Origin of the sequence: Streptomyces lateritius (assembly GCF_014649715.1) — a bacterium.
GTDB lineage: Bacteria > Actinomycetota > Actinomycetes > Streptomycetales > Streptomycetaceae > Streptomyces > Streptomyces lateritius.
The window spans coordinates 612,661-628,151 of sequence record NZ_BMTO01000001.1; the positions used below are offsets into that span (position 1 = coordinate 612,661).

Annotated in this window: 16 protein-coding genes; 6 read left to right on the plus strand and 10 right to left on the minus strand. The window is 72.5% G+C overall.

The window, feature by feature from the left end; translation table 11 throughout:
• Positions 1-87: 87 nt before the first annotated feature.
• Genes IE136_RS02855 through IE136_RS02865 form a run of 3 tightly spaced genes read right to left on the minus strand, consistent with a single transcriptional unit; the run spans position 88 to position 3,004 of the window.
• On the minus strand, positions 88-747 hold the full coding sequence (locus IE136_RS02855) for a response regulator transcription factor (protein WP_158986120.1): 660 nt from the start codon (positions 745-747) through the stop codon (positions 88-90).
• Complete coding sequence (locus IE136_RS02860; protein ID WP_229818601.1) at positions 744-2,006, minus strand: sensor histidine kinase; 1,263 nt, start codon at positions 2,004-2,006, stop codon at positions 744-746. The genes IE136_RS02855 and IE136_RS02860 overlap by 4 nt, the downstream gene beginning before the upstream one ends.
• Entirely contained in the window at positions 2,003-3,004 is a 1,002-nt protein-coding gene (locus IE136_RS02865) for a hypothetical protein (RefSeq protein ID WP_158986118.1), read from the minus strand. The genes IE136_RS02860 and IE136_RS02865 overlap by 4 nt, the downstream gene beginning before the upstream one ends.
• 177 nt (positions 3,005-3,181) lie before the next feature.
• Here IE136_RS02865 and IE136_RS02870 point away from each other — a divergent pair, with 177 nt between their 5' ends.
• On the plus strand, positions 3,182-3,679 hold the full coding sequence (locus tag IE136_RS02870; protein ID WP_189599293.1) for a cupin domain-containing protein: 498 nt from the start codon (positions 3,182-3,184) through the stop codon (positions 3,677-3,679).
• Between the two features lie 87 nt (positions 3,680-3,766).
• On the opposite strand, the gene IE136_RS02875 is transcribed toward IE136_RS02870, so the two are convergent.
• Positions 3,767-4,537, minus strand: a complete 771-nt coding sequence (locus IE136_RS02875; RefSeq protein WP_158986116.1) for an IclR family transcriptional regulator — start codon at positions 4,535-4,537, stop codon at positions 3,767-3,769.
• Positions 4,538-4,654: 117 nt separating this feature from the next.
• Between IE136_RS02875 and IE136_RS02880 the strand changes: the two genes are divergently transcribed.
• A complete protein-coding gene (locus tag IE136_RS02880; protein WP_158986114.1) occupies positions 4,655-6,157 on the plus strand; it encodes an aldehyde dehydrogenase (NADP(+)) in 1,503 nt (500 codons plus the stop codon).
• A 6-nt stretch (positions 6,158-6,163) separates the two neighbouring features.
• Here IE136_RS02880 and IE136_RS02885 read toward each other — a convergent pair whose 3' ends face one another.
• Entirely contained in the window at positions 6,164-7,177 is a 1,014-nt protein-coding gene (locus IE136_RS02885) for a zinc-dependent alcohol dehydrogenase family protein (protein ID WP_229818602.1), read from the minus strand.
• 108 nt (positions 7,178-7,285) lie between these two features.
• Between IE136_RS02885 and IE136_RS02890 the strand changes: the two genes are divergently transcribed.
• The 4 genes from IE136_RS02890 to IE136_RS02905 all read left to right on the plus strand — a co-directional run bounded on the left by IE136_RS02890 (position 7,286) and on the right by IE136_RS02905 (position 10,603).
• A complete protein-coding gene (locus IE136_RS02890; RefSeq protein WP_158986112.1) occupies positions 7,286-8,245 on the plus strand; it encodes an AraC family transcriptional regulator in 960 nt (319 codons plus the stop codon).
• Positions 8,242-8,718: a GNAT family N-acetyltransferase gene (locus IE136_RS02895; protein ID WP_158986110.1), complete on the plus strand. Its 477-nt coding sequence runs from the start codon at positions 8,242-8,244 to the stop codon at positions 8,716-8,718. The genes IE136_RS02890 and IE136_RS02895 overlap by 4 nt, the downstream gene beginning before the upstream one ends.
• Positions 8,719-8,780: 62 nt before the next feature.
• Complete coding sequence (locus IE136_RS02900) at positions 8,781-9,479, plus strand: DsbA family oxidoreductase (protein WP_189599294.1); 699 nt, start codon at positions 8,781-8,783, stop codon at positions 9,477-9,479.
• A 77-nt stretch (positions 9,480-9,556) separates the two neighbouring features.
• The gene (locus IE136_RS02905) at positions 9,557-10,603 is read left to right on the plus strand and encodes an aminotransferase class V-fold PLP-dependent enzyme (RefSeq protein ID WP_373308988.1); all 1,047 of its coding nucleotides are present in this window, start codon (positions 9,557-9,559) and stop codon (positions 10,601-10,603) included.
• 158 nt (positions 10,604-10,761) lie between these two features.
• Here IE136_RS02905 and thpD read toward each other — a convergent pair whose 3' ends face one another.
• The 5 genes from thpD to IE136_RS02930 all read right to left on the minus strand — a co-directional run bounded on the left by thpD (position 10,762) and on the right by IE136_RS02930 (position 15,365).
• Positions 10,762-11,652: an ectoine hydroxylase gene (thpD, locus tag IE136_RS02910; protein WP_158986106.1), complete on the minus strand. Its 891-nt coding sequence runs from the start codon at positions 11,650-11,652 to the stop codon at positions 10,762-10,764.
• 2 nt (positions 11,653-11,654) lie between these two features.
• A complete protein-coding gene (locus tag IE136_RS02915) occupies positions 11,655-12,053 on the minus strand; it encodes an ectoine synthase (RefSeq protein ID WP_158986104.1) in 399 nt (132 codons plus the stop codon).
• 44 nt (positions 12,054-12,097) lie between these two features.
• Positions 12,098-13,366 carry a diaminobutyrate--2-oxoglutarate transaminase gene (gene ectB, locus IE136_RS02920; protein WP_158986102.1) on the minus strand — a complete coding sequence of 423 codons (1,269 nt, stop codon included), beginning with the start codon at positions 13,364-13,366 and terminating at the stop codon, positions 12,098-12,100.
• Positions 13,363-13,899, minus strand: a complete 537-nt coding sequence (ectA, locus tag IE136_RS02925) for a diaminobutyrate acetyltransferase (protein WP_229818603.1) — start codon at positions 13,897-13,899, stop codon at positions 13,363-13,365. Before ectA ends, ectB begins: the two co-directional genes overlap by 4 nt.
• Positions 13,900-14,261: 362 nt before the next feature.
• Positions 14,262-15,365, minus strand: a complete 1,104-nt coding sequence (locus IE136_RS02930; protein ID WP_158994121.1) for a pyridoxal-phosphate-dependent aminotransferase family protein — start codon at positions 15,363-15,365, stop codon at positions 14,262-14,264.
• Between the last annotated feature and the right edge of the window lie 126 nt (positions 15,366-15,491).

Here is a 15,491-nt window from a genome sequence, read left to right on the forward strand (position 1 = left end):
TGTGTCCCGTTTCTCAGGGAACCTTCATACCGGGCGCCACTTCGTCGACGGGGGGTGAGCGCGCGGGGACCGGTGGTGAGGGCCCGCTCAACGCGGGGTGACGAACCCCGACTCGTACGCCAGGATCACCGCCTGCGTACGGTCCCGCGCGCCCGTCTTCGACAGGACCGCCGCCACGTGGCTCTTGGTCGTCGCCGGGCCGACACCCATCCGGTCCGCGATCTCCGCGTTCGTCATCCCCGTCGTCATCAGCCGCAGGACCTCCGCCTCCCGCTCGGTCAGCCGGGTCGCCCAGCGCGGCGGCGCCGGCGGCCTGCGCCGGGCGTGTTCGGCGGCGAGGCCCCGTACGGCCGCCGGGTAGAGCAGCGAGTCGCTGCGCGCCACCAGTCGTACGGCGCTCACCAGCTCCTCCGCCGCCGCCCGCTTCAGCAGGAACCCGGCGGCGCCCACCCGGAGCGCGTCGTACACGTACGCGTCGTTCTCGAAGGTCGTCACGACCACGATCCGGGGCGGTTCGGGCAGCGTCGCCAGGATCTGCTCGGTCGCCCGGATCCCGTCGACCTCCGGCATCCGTACGTCCATCAGCACCACGTCCGGCCGCAGTTCACGCACCACCGGCACCGCCTCGGCGCCGGTCGACGCCTCGCCGACCACCTCCAGGTCCGGTTCGGCGTCGAGGATCACCCGCAGGGCGGTGCGGACCATCCGCTCGTCGTCGGCCAGGACGATCCTGATCGGGCCGCTCATCGGTGGCCTCCCACCGGGAGCCGGACGGCGAGACGCCAGACGCCGCCCGACGCTCCCGCCTCGGACGTGCCGCCGAGCAGCCGGGCGCGTTCGGCGATGCCGCGCAGGCCGCGGCCGCCGTCGGGGCGGGCCACCGGCGCCCGGGCGGGCAGCGGGTTCTCCATCGTGATCTCCAAGTCCTCGTCGGTCAGGGCGATGCGCGCGTTCACGCGCTCACCGCCCGCGTACCGGGCCGCGTTCGTCAGCCCCTCCTGGACGATGCGGTACGCCTCCCGCGAGACCGCGTCCGGCACCCGGTCGAGCGTCCCGGTCACCGTCAGGGCGACCTCGCGGCCGGCCCCCTTGAGCAGCGCGTCGAGCGAGCCGAGACCGGGACTCGCGAGCTCCCCGTCCGCCGCGTCCTCCTCGTCCCGGCGCAGCAGGCCGAGGACGGAGTCCAGTTCGCCGACCGTGCGCCGGGTGGTCTCCTCGATCGCCTCCAGTGCCTCCCGCACGAACTCCCGGTCCTGCTCCTCGCCGCTGTCCAGGACCCTGCGCGCGGCGCTCGCCTGGAGCGTGACCGCGCTCAGCGCGTGGCCGACCGAATCGTGCAGCTCACGGGCGAGCCGGTTGCGCACGGCCAGTTCGGCGGCACGCCGCTCCGCCGCGGCGAGCCGGTCAGCCGGGCTCGGCCCGAGCAGCCGCGGCGCCTGCCGGGCGAGGAACGCCCCCGTGCCCGCCGCGACGGCGGCCAGCGCGATCAGCATCAGCAGGCCCGCCGGGAGGCAGACCCACGGCGCCCACGACCGGTCGAGACCCCACATGGATGCCAGCTCGGATTCCCGCAGCGAGGCCGAGAACGGCAGCGCCATCAGCGACACCGCGAACGGGGGCAGGGCCAGTGTCGCGCCGCTGACCAGTGCGCCGAGCCCCAGATGGAGCGTGAACCAGCCCGCCGTCCGCGCCTGCGCGCCCCGGCCCCTCGCCGGCCCGTCCGCGAGCCGGCCTGGCGCGATCCCGCACAGCGCCCCCGCCGCCGCCACCGACATCGGCCGGGTCAGCGGGAAGAGCGAGGTGAGCGCGGCGAGCGGCAGGCCGATCGCGTACGCCCCGAACTGCACCCGCAGACTTGCCGAGAACATGGACTGTCCGTCGCTCAGCGGCCCCATGACGACGGTGCCGACCAGCCAGTACGGCATGAACAGGGCGCCACCCAGGATCAGATGGATCCAGCGCAGCCTGGCCCGCTGCCCGAGGAGCCGGGTGCCCGGACGTCTCACGCGCTCGCGCTCCGGCGCCGCAGGAAGGCGGCCACGCAGGCGGCCAGCAGGAACCCGGTGATCATTTCCCCAGCGTAGGTCAGCCGCGCCAGGCCGGTGAAGGCCTTGTCCGGATCGGTGTCCGGCAGGAAGGTCACCAGGGTCATGTACGCCCCCCAGCAGCCCACTCCGCCCGTGGCGACCCAGGCGAGGCCCAGGGGCGTACGGACGGGCAGCGCCCCGGTCCGCCGCCCGGAGGTTCCCGCGAAGACCAGCATGAGCACGGTGACGACGGCGACGGCCGTGAAGAGCAGCCGCATCCACTCCAGCAGGTGGAACTCCTCGGTGCGCTGGGAGATCTGGCCCGCGGAGAGGCCGTGCGTCGAGCCGAGGGCCCACATCAGCCGGACGGCGCAGGGTGCCAGGGCGAGCAGCGAGGCGACGACGGCGGTGACACGTACCGCCGTGCCGGAGAGCCGGGCGGGCAGGTCGTCCAGGGTGCCGCGCCACACATGGCCCCAGCGGTCCCGCGTGTAGAGGAGGAAGAGGGCGCCGAGGGCCAGACCCTGGCCGATGAAGCCGCCGTAGACGGCCCCGAAGACCCACTCGTCGAGGAACGGTCTCCCGCCGGACTCGTGCTTCTGCGGGCCGGCGAAGACGGAGAGCACGAGCTGCGCCGGGAAGCCGACCATGATCGGGGAGAGCAGTCCGGTGGCGGCCCACATGGGGAACGCGAGCAGCCAGGCCCGCACGCGCAGGCCCCAGGGCTGGGTGAGCAGCAGGGCGAGGAGGACCACCATGGCGTCCATCACCACGGAGACCGAGTTGGCGACGATCAGCAACGCCCGGTGGTCCAGCAGCACACTGCCGGGCGGGATGCCGATCTCGCTGCCGGCGACCCAGGCGACCTTGAGGGAGATGTACGGGACGCAGGCCACGACGGCGAGTGCGCGCAGGATCCGGCGGGCCGGGGTCGGTCGGCCGGTCGCGGTGCCGGGGAGAGGGAGCGTCTGTGTCATGGCCTCCACGCTTCCGTCCCGGTGGCCCCCGCACCTCCTGCCCGGCGACGAACAGCCTCCGCCGCGCGGCGGAGAAGCGCCTCGTCCGGCCTTCGGCACCCGGTCCAGAATTGACCCATGATTCCGGGCGGGAAATGCACCCCTCACCAGGTCACTGACCGGCCTAGAGTGATCTTCATGAACACGACGCAGACCTTCGCCCCGCTCCTGACCCGCGCCGCCCATGCCGAGACCACCGCCGACCCGAGCAGCGTGATGACCCTGCTCGCCGACTCCGACACCACCGGCGGTCTGCTCACCAGCTACCGCTCGTCCTTCGCGAAGGGCGCCGTCGGCGCGCCGGCCCACTTCCACACCAAGGCGTCGGAGATGTTCTTCGTCCTCGGAGGCTCGCTCCAGGTGCTGGTGGGGGAGGAGCTCACCGTCCTGGAGCAGGGCGACTTCCTGCTCGTCCCGCCGCGCACGCCGCACGCCTTCGCGGCGGCGCCGGGCGCCGAGGCCGACGTCCTGTTCGTCTTCACGCCGGGCATGGCGCGCTTCGACTACCTGCGGCTGCTCGGCCGGGTGATGCGGGGCGAGGCGAGCTTCGAGGAGATCAAGGAGTCCTCCGAGCGGTTCGACAACCACTACGTCGACAGCCCGGTGTGGCAGCGGGCCCTGGCGGAGCGTGGCTGATCGGGCCGCGGGCGCTCGCTGATCGGAGGCGCGGGCGGTGGGTGATCAGAACCGTGAGCCGTGGCCGATCAGAACCGGAGGCCAGGGTCAGAGCCGGCGGGTCGCCAGCGTCAGCCGGTCGCGCGCGTCGAACAGCGCGTCCTTGATCATCTGCTCGTGGCCGGGCGTGAGCCGGGCCACCGGCACCGAGCAGCTGATGGCGTCCCGCGCCGGGGTCCGGTAGGGGATCGCGATGCCGAAGCAGCGCAGCCCGAGGGTGTTCTCCTCGCGGTCCACCGCGTACCCCTGCTCGCGGATGAGATGCAGCTCCTCGATGAGTCCCTCGCGGTCCGTGATGGTGTGCTCGGTCAGCGCGGGCAGCGTCTCCGGGAGCAGCTTGCGGACCTGCTCGTCGCTGTGGGTGGCGAGCAGCGCCTTGCCCAGCGAGGTCGAATGGGCCGGCAGGCGGCGGCCGACCCGGGTGAACGGCCGCAGGTAGTGCTGGGACTGACGGGTCGCCAGATAGACCACGTTGGTGCCGTCGAGCCGCGCCAGGTGGATGGTCTCGGTGGTGTCGTCGGAGAGCCGGTCCAGGGTGGGCCGGGCGGCGGCCACCACCTCGTCGCCGTCGATGTACGAGGTGCCGACCAACAGGGCCCGCACTCCGATGCCGTACCGCGTGCCCGTCGCGTCCGTCTCCACCCAGCCCAGCTCGACGAGGGTGCGCAGCAGCATGTACAGGCTGGACTTGGGGTAGCCGACGGCCTCCTGGACCGCGGCGAGCGAGTGCATCCCCGGCCGCCCGGCGAAGTACTCCAGCAGTTCCACCGTACGCACCGCGGACTTGACCTGGGCCCCACCCGTGTCGGCAGTCGACATTGCCCTCGCCCCTCTGTTGGTGCCTCTTGTGGAGAGGGCACACCCGTCAATAGAGTCCCGTTCATCTACAGGAATCCTGTTCAGAATAGCGAACAGAGCGTGAAGAGGGGCGTGGCGGTGGCGGCTGAATCAGTGTGGAGTGTGGACCCCCGGACAGGGAAGCCGCGCGAGCAGGTTGCGGTGGAGGCCACAGCCGGCGAGGTGGACCGGGCCGTCCGTGCGGCGTCCGCCGCCCGCGCCGCGCTCGCCGACCGTACGGCGCGGGCGGCCCTGCTGCGGGCCGCCGCCGATCTCCTCGACGAGGCCGGCACGCACGTCATCGAGGCGGCCGACGCCGAGACGGCGCTCGGCCCGGTCCGGCTGACCGGCGAACTCGCCCGTACGACCGCGCAGTTGCGCTCCTTCGCGGACGTCGTCGACGAGGGCTCCTTCCTCGACGTCCGGATCGACCTGCCCGATCCCACCACGACGCCCCCCACGCCCGACCTGCGCCGCTGGAAGATCCCGCTCGGCGTCGTCGCCGTCTACGCGGCCAGCAACTTCCCGCTCGCCTTCTCCGTCCCCGGCGGCGACACCGCGAGTGCCCTCGCGGCCGGCTGCCCCGTCGTGATCAAGGCCCACCCCGACCACCCCGCCACCTCGGAGCTCTGCGCCTCCCTGCTGCGCCGGGCCGCCGCGAAGGTCGGGCTGCCCGAGGACGTGGTCGTCCTCGTCCACGGCTTCGAGGCGGGCGTCGAGCTCGTCCGCCACCCGCTGGTCGCCGCGGCGGGCTTCACCGGTTCGGTACGCGGCGGGCGGGCGCTCTTCGACGCGGCGGCGGCCCGGGCCGTCCCCATCCCCTTCCACGGCGAACTCGGCTCCCTCAACCCGGTCGTGATCACCGGCGCGGCGGCGGACGAGCGGGCCGCGGAGCTCGGGGCCGGGCTCGCCGGCTCGATGACCCTGGGTGCGGGCCAGTTCTGCACCAAGCCCGGCTTCGTCCTGGCCCCCCGGGGCGAGGCGGGCGACGGGATCGTGGCGTCCCTGACGGCGGCCGTCAGCGAGACCGAGCCCGGCGTGATGCTGGACCACCGGATGCGGGACGCCTTCGTCGGCGGCGTCCGCGAGCGGGCCGGCCTCCCGGGGGTGACCGCGCCGGTCACCCCCGGCCCCGGCGGCGACCACACCGTCAGCGCGGGCGTGCTCACCGTCGACGCCGAGACCCTGGTCGACGGCAAGCACGAACTGCTCTTCGAGGAGTGCTTCGGCCCGGTCACCGTCGTCGCGCGCTACGCCTCCCGCGAGGAGATCAGCGAGATCCTCTCCCGGCTCCCCGGCAACCTCACGGCCACCCTGCACATCGCGGCCGACGACGACCCGGACGCCGCCGGCCTCCTCGCCGAACTCACCCCCCTCGCTGGGCGTGTGCTCGTCAACGGCTGGCCGACGGGCGTGGCGGTGGCGGGCGCCCAGCACCACGGCGGACCGTACCCGGCCACCACCTCCACCTCCACCTCGGTCGGTGCCACCGCGATCGAGCGCTGGCTGCGCCCGGTCACGTACCAGTCGACCCCGCAGCACCTGCTCCCGCCGGAGCTGCGGGACGGGAACCCCCTGGGCCTGCCCCGCCGCGAGAGCTGACCACCGTCAGACGGTCAGCAGGATCTTCCCGGTGTGGGTGTTGGACTCCATCAGCCGGTGGGCGTCGGTGATCCGCTCCAGACCCTCGAAGGTCTCGGCGATCACCGGCGCCAGCGAGCCGTCTCGCAGTCCGGAGCCGATGAACCCGGCCATCCGGCCGCGCCCCTCGGCCGTGCGGACCACCGCGCCGTTCGCGTAACCCCGCACGGTCAGGGGCCAGTTCATCGGCACGGCGGCCGGCCGTGGATCGAGCCAGCCGTACAGCACCGCCGTGCCGCCGGGCTCCAGGGCGTCGCCGAGGGTGGCGAAGCCGGGCCCGCCGACGGCGTCGAAGACGACCCGCGCGCCCCGGCCGCCGGTGAACCGCTTCACCTCCTTCACCACGTTTTCGCTCTCCGTCACGATCACCCGGGCGGCGCCCAGGTCGAGCAGCCGCTCGCGCTTGTCCTCGCCCCGCGTCGTGGCGATCGGCACCGCACCGACCCGCAGCGCGGTCTGGATCGCGGCCGTGCCCACGCCGCTGGAAGCGCCCATGATCACCACATGGTCGCCGGGGCGCAGCCCGCCCGCCTCCACCATGCCGCCGAACGCGGTGGAGTACGCCAGCCACACCGCCGCCGCCGTCACGGCGTCCACGCCCTCCGGCCGACGCACCACGTACTCCTCGGGCAGCACGACCCGCTCCGCGTACACCCCGTGCACCCCGAAGTCGAAGTTGGCGGCCGCCAGCACCGGGTCGCCCGGGGCGTACGCGTCGACGCCCTCGCCGACCGCCTCCACGACCCCCGCCGCCTCGTAGCCGAGCCGGGAGCCGGGGAGCGTCGCCGGATAGTAGTAGGTGCCGGCGCGGAAGAGCGCCTCGGCGCGGTTGAGGCCGATGGCCTCGACCCGCAGGAGCACCTCGCCGGGACCCGGGGCGCGCAGCGGCACCTCCTCGACCCGGAGCACCTCCGGGCCGCCGGCCTCGTGGAACAGAACCGCCCTTGTCGTCATGTCCGTTGTCACGGTGTCCTTCGTCATGCGGACGACGGTAGGCGGGCGGGGAAGAGACGATCCATGTCCCGGAACCTCTCCTCCATGTCCGATCGTCTCCCACCCGACGGTGATCGGCGGGGGTACGGTGCCGGCATGGACGTACTGAGCGATGCCATCGCCGCCATGCGCACCGGACGGCCCCACTCCTCCCGCACGGTCAGGTTCGCGCCCTGGGGCTTCCGGTTCCCCGCGAGCAAGGGCGCCGGATTCCACGTCCTCCTCCAGGGCGCGGCCTGGCTGCTGCCCCCGGACGGCGCCCCGCCCGTCCGGCTCGGTCCCGGAGACGTCGTCCTGCTCGCTCACGGGACCGGCCACGGCCTCGCCGACCATCCGTCCACCCCGCTCGTCGACGCCGTCCAGGCTCCCGACGGCTCCTGGCCCTCGATCCCCGACCGCGGACCGGTCGGCACCGACGAGACCCTGCTGCTGTGCGGCGCGTACCAGCTCAGCCGGGCGCGGGCCCATCCGCTCCTCACCGAGCTGCCGCCCTTCGTCCACATCCCGGCCCGGGTCGGCGCCCACCCGCGGCTGCGCGCCGCGATCGACCTGCTCGGCGCCGAACTCGCCGAGCCGCAACCCGGATCCGACGCCGTCGTCCCCGCCCTGCTCGACACGCTGCTGCTCTATCTGCTGCGGACCTGGTGGCTGACGGAGCGCCCCGACCGTGCGACGGGCTGGTCCGGCGCGCTCGGCGATCCGGCCGTCGCCGCGGCCCTGAGGGCGATCCACGGCGACCCGGCCCGGGCCTGGACGGTGGAGGAACTCGGCACGGAGGCGGGCCTCTCGCGTGCCGCCTTCGCCCGGCGGTTCACGGCGCTGGTGGGCCGCCCGCCGCTCGCCTACCTGACGTGGTGGCGGATGACGACGGCCGGTCGGCTCCTGCGCACGGACGACACGCCACTGCGGACGGTCGCGGGGCGGACGGGGTACGCCTCGGAGTTCGCCTTCGCCAAGGCGTTCAAACGGGAGTACGGGATGGCCCCGGGGCAGTACCGCCGTCAGGCGGCGCCGCCCGCAACCGCGGCCCGGCCGCCGGCGTCCTCGACGGAGTGATCAGACACGCGAACGCCGACGACCTCGACACGATCGCTGCCCTGCACCTGGCGGCGCGGGCCACCTACTACCGGGGCCATGTCCCCGAGGAGGAGTACGCCGGCCCGGAGGAGCTCGCCCGCACCCGGGCCGCCTGGAGCGGGGCGGTGGGCCGCGGCCAGGTCCTCTGCGCCGAGCGGGACGGCGAGGTCGCGGGCGTCGCCGCGTACCGACCGGTCGACGGCGTCATGACGCTCACCCAGCTCCACGTCCGGCCCGACCGGTGGCGCCGCGGTGTCGGCGCCGAGCTGCACGCCGCCTGCCTGGAGGCCTGGCGCGCCGAGGGCGTCACCACCGCCCGGCTGCAGGTCTTCGACCGGAACGAGCGGGCCAAGGCCTTCTACGCCGCCCACGGCTGGACCCCGGACACTGGCGCTCCGCGCTCCGGCACCCACCTCGTGCTCCGTCTCACAGTGGAGCCCGCGACGGAATGAACCGGGCGGCCCGCGGCGTTCCCACCGCGGAACACCCCCCGACCCCGGAGAGAAGCAAGAACATGCGCGTCGAGATCTGGAGCGACATCGCCTGCCCGTGGTGCTACATCGGCAAGGCCCGCTTCGAGAAGGGGCTGGCGGCCTTCGCCCACCGCGACGACGTCGAGGTGGTGCACCGTTCCTTCGAGCTCGACCCGAACCGGCCCAAGGGTGACACGGCGCCGGTGATCGACATGCTGGCCCGGAAGTACGGCCGCACCCTGGACGAGGCCCGCGCCATGGAGGCCCACGTCGCCTCCAACGCGCACTCCGAGGGCCTCGGGTATCGCACGGAGGGCCGGGACCACGGCAACACCTTCGACATCCACCGTCTCCTCCATCTGGCCAAGGACCGCGGCCGTCAGAACGACCTGCTCGACCTCGCCTACCGCGCCAACTTCGCCGAGGAGCGGTCCGTCTTCGACACCGAGACCCTGGTCCGACTGGGCGTCGAGGCCGGCCTGGACGAGACCGAGGTCCGCTCCGTCCTCGCCGACGAGACCGCGTACGCGGACGCGGTACGGGCGGACGAGCGCGAGGCCGCCGAACTCGGCGCGAACGGCGTGCCCTTCTTCGTCCTGGACCGCCGCTACGGCATCTCCGGCGGCCAGCCCGCCGAGATCTTCACCCAGGCCCTGGAACAGGCCTGGCAGGGCCGCACGATGCAGCCGGCCGGCATCGACGCGCCCGCCTGCGACGCCGACGGCACCTGCGAGGTCTGAGCGTCTCCTGTCGCTCCCCATGATCGTTCGTCATTGACGGGAGGTCGGGGGGAGCACAGGCTGGGGCCATGGATGTCATGGACCCTCTCGGCGGCGCCGAGTTCGCGCCGAAGTACACGTATCTCAACACCTCCGCCTGTGCGCTGCTGCCCCGTCGCACCATCGAGGCGGTCACCCTCCTCACGGAGGAGACCGCGGACGGCCGGCCGGACGGGGCCGGCAGCTTCGAGATCGTCGCCGAGGCGCGTGCCACCTATGCGCGGCTCGTCGGTGTCGACCCCGAGCGGGTCGCGGTCGGCAGCTCGGTCTCCGTCCATGTCGGGATGATCGCGCAGTCGATGCCGACGGGCTCGGAGATCCTCTTCCCCGAGGGTGACTTCAGCTCCGTGATCACCCCCTTCACGGTCCGCGGCGACCTCAAGACGCGCTTCGTGCCGCTGGAACGCCTTGCGGAGTCCATCAACCCCGAGACCGCCCTCGTCGCGTTCTCCTCCGTGCAGTCCGCGGACGGCCGGACGGCCGACTTCGCGGCGGTACGGGCGGCGGCGGCCGCGCACGGCGCCCGGACACTGCTCGACGCCACGCAGTCGGCCGGCTGGCTGCCGCTGCGGGCGGGGGAGTGGGACTACACGGTGGCCGGGGGTTACAAGTTCCTGCTCTGCCCGCGCGGTTCGTCCTTCCTCACCGTCACCGAGGAGGCGCAGGACTCGCTCGTCCCGATCCACGCCGGATGGGTGGCGGGCGAGGACCTGTGGGTCAACAGCTACGGCCCGGTGCGCGACCTGGCCCGGTCCGCGCGGCGGTTCGACGAGCCGCCGGCCTTCCTCTCGTACCACGGGGCGGCCCGCTCGCTGGCCCTTCTGGAGGAGATCGGCATCGAGCGGATCGAGGCACACAACAAGGCGCTCGCCGCCCGTTTCCGGGCCGGGCTCGACGAGCTGGGCCACGCGCCGGTGCCGGACGTCTCCGGCGTCGTCGCGGTGCCGGGGCTCGGCGACCGCCAGACCGCCCTGCGGGAGGCCGGCGTGCTGGTGTCCGCCCGGGCGGGCAATCTGCGGGCGTCCTTCCACCTCTACAACGGGGCGGCGGACGTGGACCGCGCCCTGGACGTCCTGGCCGGGTGATCGAGGTCTGAACGAGGCGTCCCCGCGCCTCCGTCAGCGGCGGCCGGGCAGTCGATCCGCACCGGCCCGGGCTCCAGTCGCCGGCGGATCCGGCGCTGCGACCGGACGCGCGGGGGCCCGGCCGGGCCCCCGCGTCCGTCACCGTACGGTCGTACGGCTCACCGCACCGGCGTGAAGTCCCGGGCGCCGATGAACTCCGGCCGCCGCACCGGCGCCGCGAACGGCTCCACCGCCGCGTTCTCCACACTGTTGAAGACGATGAAGACGTTGCTGCGCGGGTACGGCGTGATGTTGTCGCCCGAACCGTGCATGGCGTTGCAGTCGAACCAGGTCGCCGAGCCGGCCCGGCCCGTGAACAGCCGGATCCCATGGGCGTCCGCGAGGCTCGTCAGCGCCTCGTCCGACGGCGTGCCGGCGTCCTGCATCTGGAGCGAGCGCTTGTAGTTGTCCTTCGGCGTCGCGCCCGCGCACCCCAGGAACGTCCGGTGCGAACCCGGCATGATCATCAGGCCGCCGTTGGTGTCGTGGTTCTCGGTCAGCGCGATCGACACCGACACCGTCCGCATCCGAGGCAGTCCGTCCTCCGCGTGCCAGGTCTCGAAGTCGGAGTGCCAGTAGAACCCGGAGGCGCCGAAGCCCGGCTTCACGTTGATCCGCGACTGGTGGACGTACACGTCCGAGCCGAGGATCTCCCGGGCCCGGCCCACCACCCGCTCGTCGCGGACGAGCCGGGCGAAGACCTCGCTGATCCGGTGCACCTCGAAGACCGAGCGGACGGACCCCGTCGCCCGCTCGACGATCGCGCGCTCGTCCTGCCGTACCGCCGGATCGGCGATCAGCCGGTCGAGCTCGCGCTTGTAGACTGCGACCTCGTCGTCCGTCAGCAGACCGGGTTCGGCGAGGAAGCCGTCGCGCTCGTACGACTCCAGGTGCGGGCCGCCCGCGCCCCAGACGACCGGGTCGCGGCGGGGCGTGAGCACCTCGTCGGTGCCCCGCGTGGGGTACAGGTCCGTGCGGTCGGTGGTCGGTACGTTCAGTACGTCGGTCATGATCAGCCCTCCTCCGTCAGCAGGGGATACACCCCGTTCTCGTCGTGGTCCTCCCGGCCGGTGACCGGGGGATTGAAGACGCAGACGCAGCGGAAATCGGTCTTGGGGCGCAGGGTGTGCCGCTCGTGACCGTCGAGCAGGTACATCGTGCCCGGCTCGATCCAGTGCGTCTCGCCCGTCTCGTCGTCGGTCAGCTCGGCCTCGCCCTCCACGCACAGGACGGCCTCGATGTGGTTCGCGTACCACATGGACGTCTCGGTGCCCGCGTACAGAACGGTCTCGTGGAGCGAGAACCCGACGCGCTCCTTGGCGAGGACGATCCGCTTGCTCTCCCAGGTGCCGGACTTGGCCCGCACATGGCGTTCGGTGTTCTCGATGTCCTTCAACGATCGGACGATCACGGGGTACGACTCCTTTGTTGCTCGTCCTTGTTGCTCAAGGTGGTTCAGACGGTCTCGCGGACCGCGCGGGACAGGACGCTCAGCCCCTCGTCCAGCTCCTCCGGCGTCACGGTCAGCGGCGGCAGGAGCTTCACGACCTGGCTCGCCGGGCCCGAGGTCTCCAGCAGGAGACCCAGCTCGAAGGCGCGGGCGCAGACCTTCGACGCCCGGGTCGCGTCGGCGAACTCCAGGCCCCAGACCAGGCCGCGACCGCGGTAGTGGGCGCCGTCGGCGGAGTTCTCCTCGCAGATGGCGAGAAGCGCCTGCTCGACCTGCTCCCCGCGGGCCAGGGTCTGCTTCTCCATCTGGCCGTCGGCCCAGTAGGTGTCGAGCGCGGCCGCCGCGGTGACGAAGGCGGGGTTGTTGCCGCGGAAGGTGCCGTTGTGCTCGCCCGGCTCCCATATGTCCAGCTCGGGCCGGAACAGGCACAGCGACATGGGGAGCCCGTACCCGCTGATCGACTTCGACAGCGTGACGATGTCCGGGGTGATGCCGGCCTCCTCGAAGGAGAAGAAGGCGCCCGTGCGTCCGCAGCCCATCTGGATGTCGTCGACGATCAGCAGCATGTCCTGGCGGCGGCACAGGTCGGCGAGCGCCCGCAGCCACTCGGCCCGGGCGACGTTGATGCCGCCCTCGCCCTGCACCGTCTCCACGATCACGGCGGCCGGCTTGTTCAGCCCCGAACCCTGGTCCTCGAGCAGCCGCTCGAACCAGAGGAAGTCCGGGACCTGGCCGTCGAGGTAGTGGTCGAACGGCATCGGTGTGCCGTGGACCAGCGGGATACCCGCTCCGGCCCGCTTGAAGGCGTTGCCGGTGACGGCGAGCGAGCCCAGCGACATGCCGTGGAACGCGTTGGTGAAGGAGACCACCGACTCGCGGCCCTTCACCTTCCGGGCCAGTTTCAGCGCGGACTCGACGGCGTTGGTGCCCGTCGGGCCCGGGAACATCACCTTGTACGGCAGAGCACGCGGCTGGAGGATCACTTCCTGGAAGGTCTCCAGGAAGGAGCGCTTGGCGGTGGTCGCCATGTCGAGACCGTGGGTGATCCCGTCGCGCTCCAGATAGTCGATGAGCGCCCGTTTCAGTACGGGATTGTTGTGGCCGTAGTTGAGTGAACCGGCGCCGGCGAAGAAGTCCAGATAGGAATGACCGTCCTCGTCGGTGAGGCGGGCGCCCTGGGCGCGGTCGAAGACGGTGGGCCAGCCACGGCAGTAGCTGCGCACCTCCGACTCCAGGGTCTCGAAGACACTGAGGGCAGGCGGGGCGATGGTCACAGCGATTCTCCCGTGGTCTGGTCGTGGTGGGGGCGCGGGCTGATGCGGTAGAGGACTTCCGGCAGATGGCCGCCGGCCGGGCCGGGCGTCTCCGGGAACAGGGATCCGTCGAAGAGGACCTCGCGCTCCAGCCGGAGGCCGTGCCGTTCGGCGTACGCGGTGAAGAGCCGGTCGGAGGCCGTGTTGTCCGGGGTGACCGTGGCCTCGACGGCGCCGGGGGCGACCCGCGCGCTCAGCGCGTCGAGCAGCACGCCGGCCAGACCGCGGCCGCGATGCGCCCGGTCGACGGCGATCTGCCAGACGACGAGGGTGCCGGGCCGGTCGGGCCGCAGGTAGCCGGTGACGAAGGCGATCGGCTCACCGTCGGCGTCGCGTGCGACGAGCGAGGTGGCGGCGAAGTCCCGGCACCACAGCAGATAGCTGTACGGAGAGTTCAGGTCGAGCGACTCGGAATCGCGGGCGATACGCCAGAGCGCGGCTCCGTCCTCCACGCTCGGGCTTTCGACGGTCATGGCTGCTTGTGCGGCGGTCATGCCGAGGCAATTTACCGAGCGAATTCTCGAATTGCATGTGCCTGGGGGGTGGGATGGCGGCGCGGTGTGTGTTATTCGCGCGAGCGCGAGAAGTGGTGGATTTGCCCGTATTTACCCGGGCGAAACGGACGTGATGTGGAGTCGATCACAAGACTTGAAAGGCGCGGGAAACGCTGACGAAACCTTGGCGTTTAGGGCCCGGAAAACCGGGCAGAAGAAGCCTGGAAGCTATGAGGGAATTCGCATGGAGAATGCGTGACCGTAATTCTGCGGGAAAAGAAGAATGCCGCGACCGGTGGTCGCGGCATTTCTGGGAGTCCCCTTGGGGGCGTTGGGGGTGTGGAGGTGGTGCCGGTGCCGGGTTACCGGTCCCAGGCCTCCGTCACGGCGCGCCCGGCGGCCTCCAGGTCCACCGGTCGGCCCGTCTCACCGAGCGCCGCGCCCAGCGCCGTCAGTGAGGACCGCACCACGCCCGGCGTCGCGTCCGCGCCGTAGTGGTTGACCCTGATCATCTCCTTGGCCAGCACCCCACCGCCCGCGATCAGCGGCAGCGACGGGTCCGCCGCCAGCGCCCTGGCGACCAGCTCCGAGGCGTCCACACCCGCCGGGGAACGCAGCGTCGTCGCCACCGGGGCGGCGTCCTTCGCCTCGTGGACGTACGGTTCGATGCCGCCGCCCAGCGCCAGCGCGCCCGCCCGGGTCGCGGCGGCCGCCGACGCGTGCCGGGCCATCAGCGCGTCCAGCCCCTCGGCCTCGATGCGCTCCACGCACGCCTCGAGGGCCAGCATCTCCAACTGCGCCGGCGCGTGCAGCAGCGTCTTCCGCCCGCCGTCGATCCAGCGCTCCTTCCAGTCGAGGAGGGAGAGGTACGAACGGCGCGGCGCCCCGGGGTTGGCGGCGAAACGCTCCCACGCGCGCTCGCTGACGGACACCGCCGAGACACCGGCCGGCCCGCCCATCGCCTTCTGCGCCCCGATGATGCACATGTCCACGCCCCACGCGTCCGGCAGCACCGGCTCGGCGCCGATCGACGCCACCGCGTCGAGGTAGAAGAGCGCGCCGTGGGCCCGCACGACCTCGCCGATCTCGGCGACCGGGTTGGTGTTGCCGGTCGCCGCCTCCGCGTGCACCAGCGACACGAAGTCGATCTCCGGGTGGGTGGCCAGCGCCTGCTCCACCTGAGCGGCCGTCACCGCCGTGTGGAACGGCACCTCCAGGTCCACCACCGTGGCACCGCAGTCCCGCAGCCAGTTGCCGAAGGTCTGGCCGTACGGACCGGTGACGATGTTCAGCGCGGTCGAGCCGGGCCGGGCCCCGCTGCGGATGCAGCCCTCCAGGGGCAGCAGCGCCTCGCCCTGTGTGATCACCACGTCCTGCTCGGTGGACAGGAGCGCGGCGACCCGCCGCTCGATGGACGCGAAGTGCGCGGCGGTCAGCGGGGCCAGGTCCAGAAGCGGGTGTGTCACGGTCACGGTGGTGCCTTCTTCGGATCAGTTCGGGGCGTGGGGGTTCGGTGCCGGCGGTTCGGGCGTGCGGGTTCGGTACTGGTGAGCTGCCACACAAGCTCGGTTCAGGGTACCGAGACGGCCCCC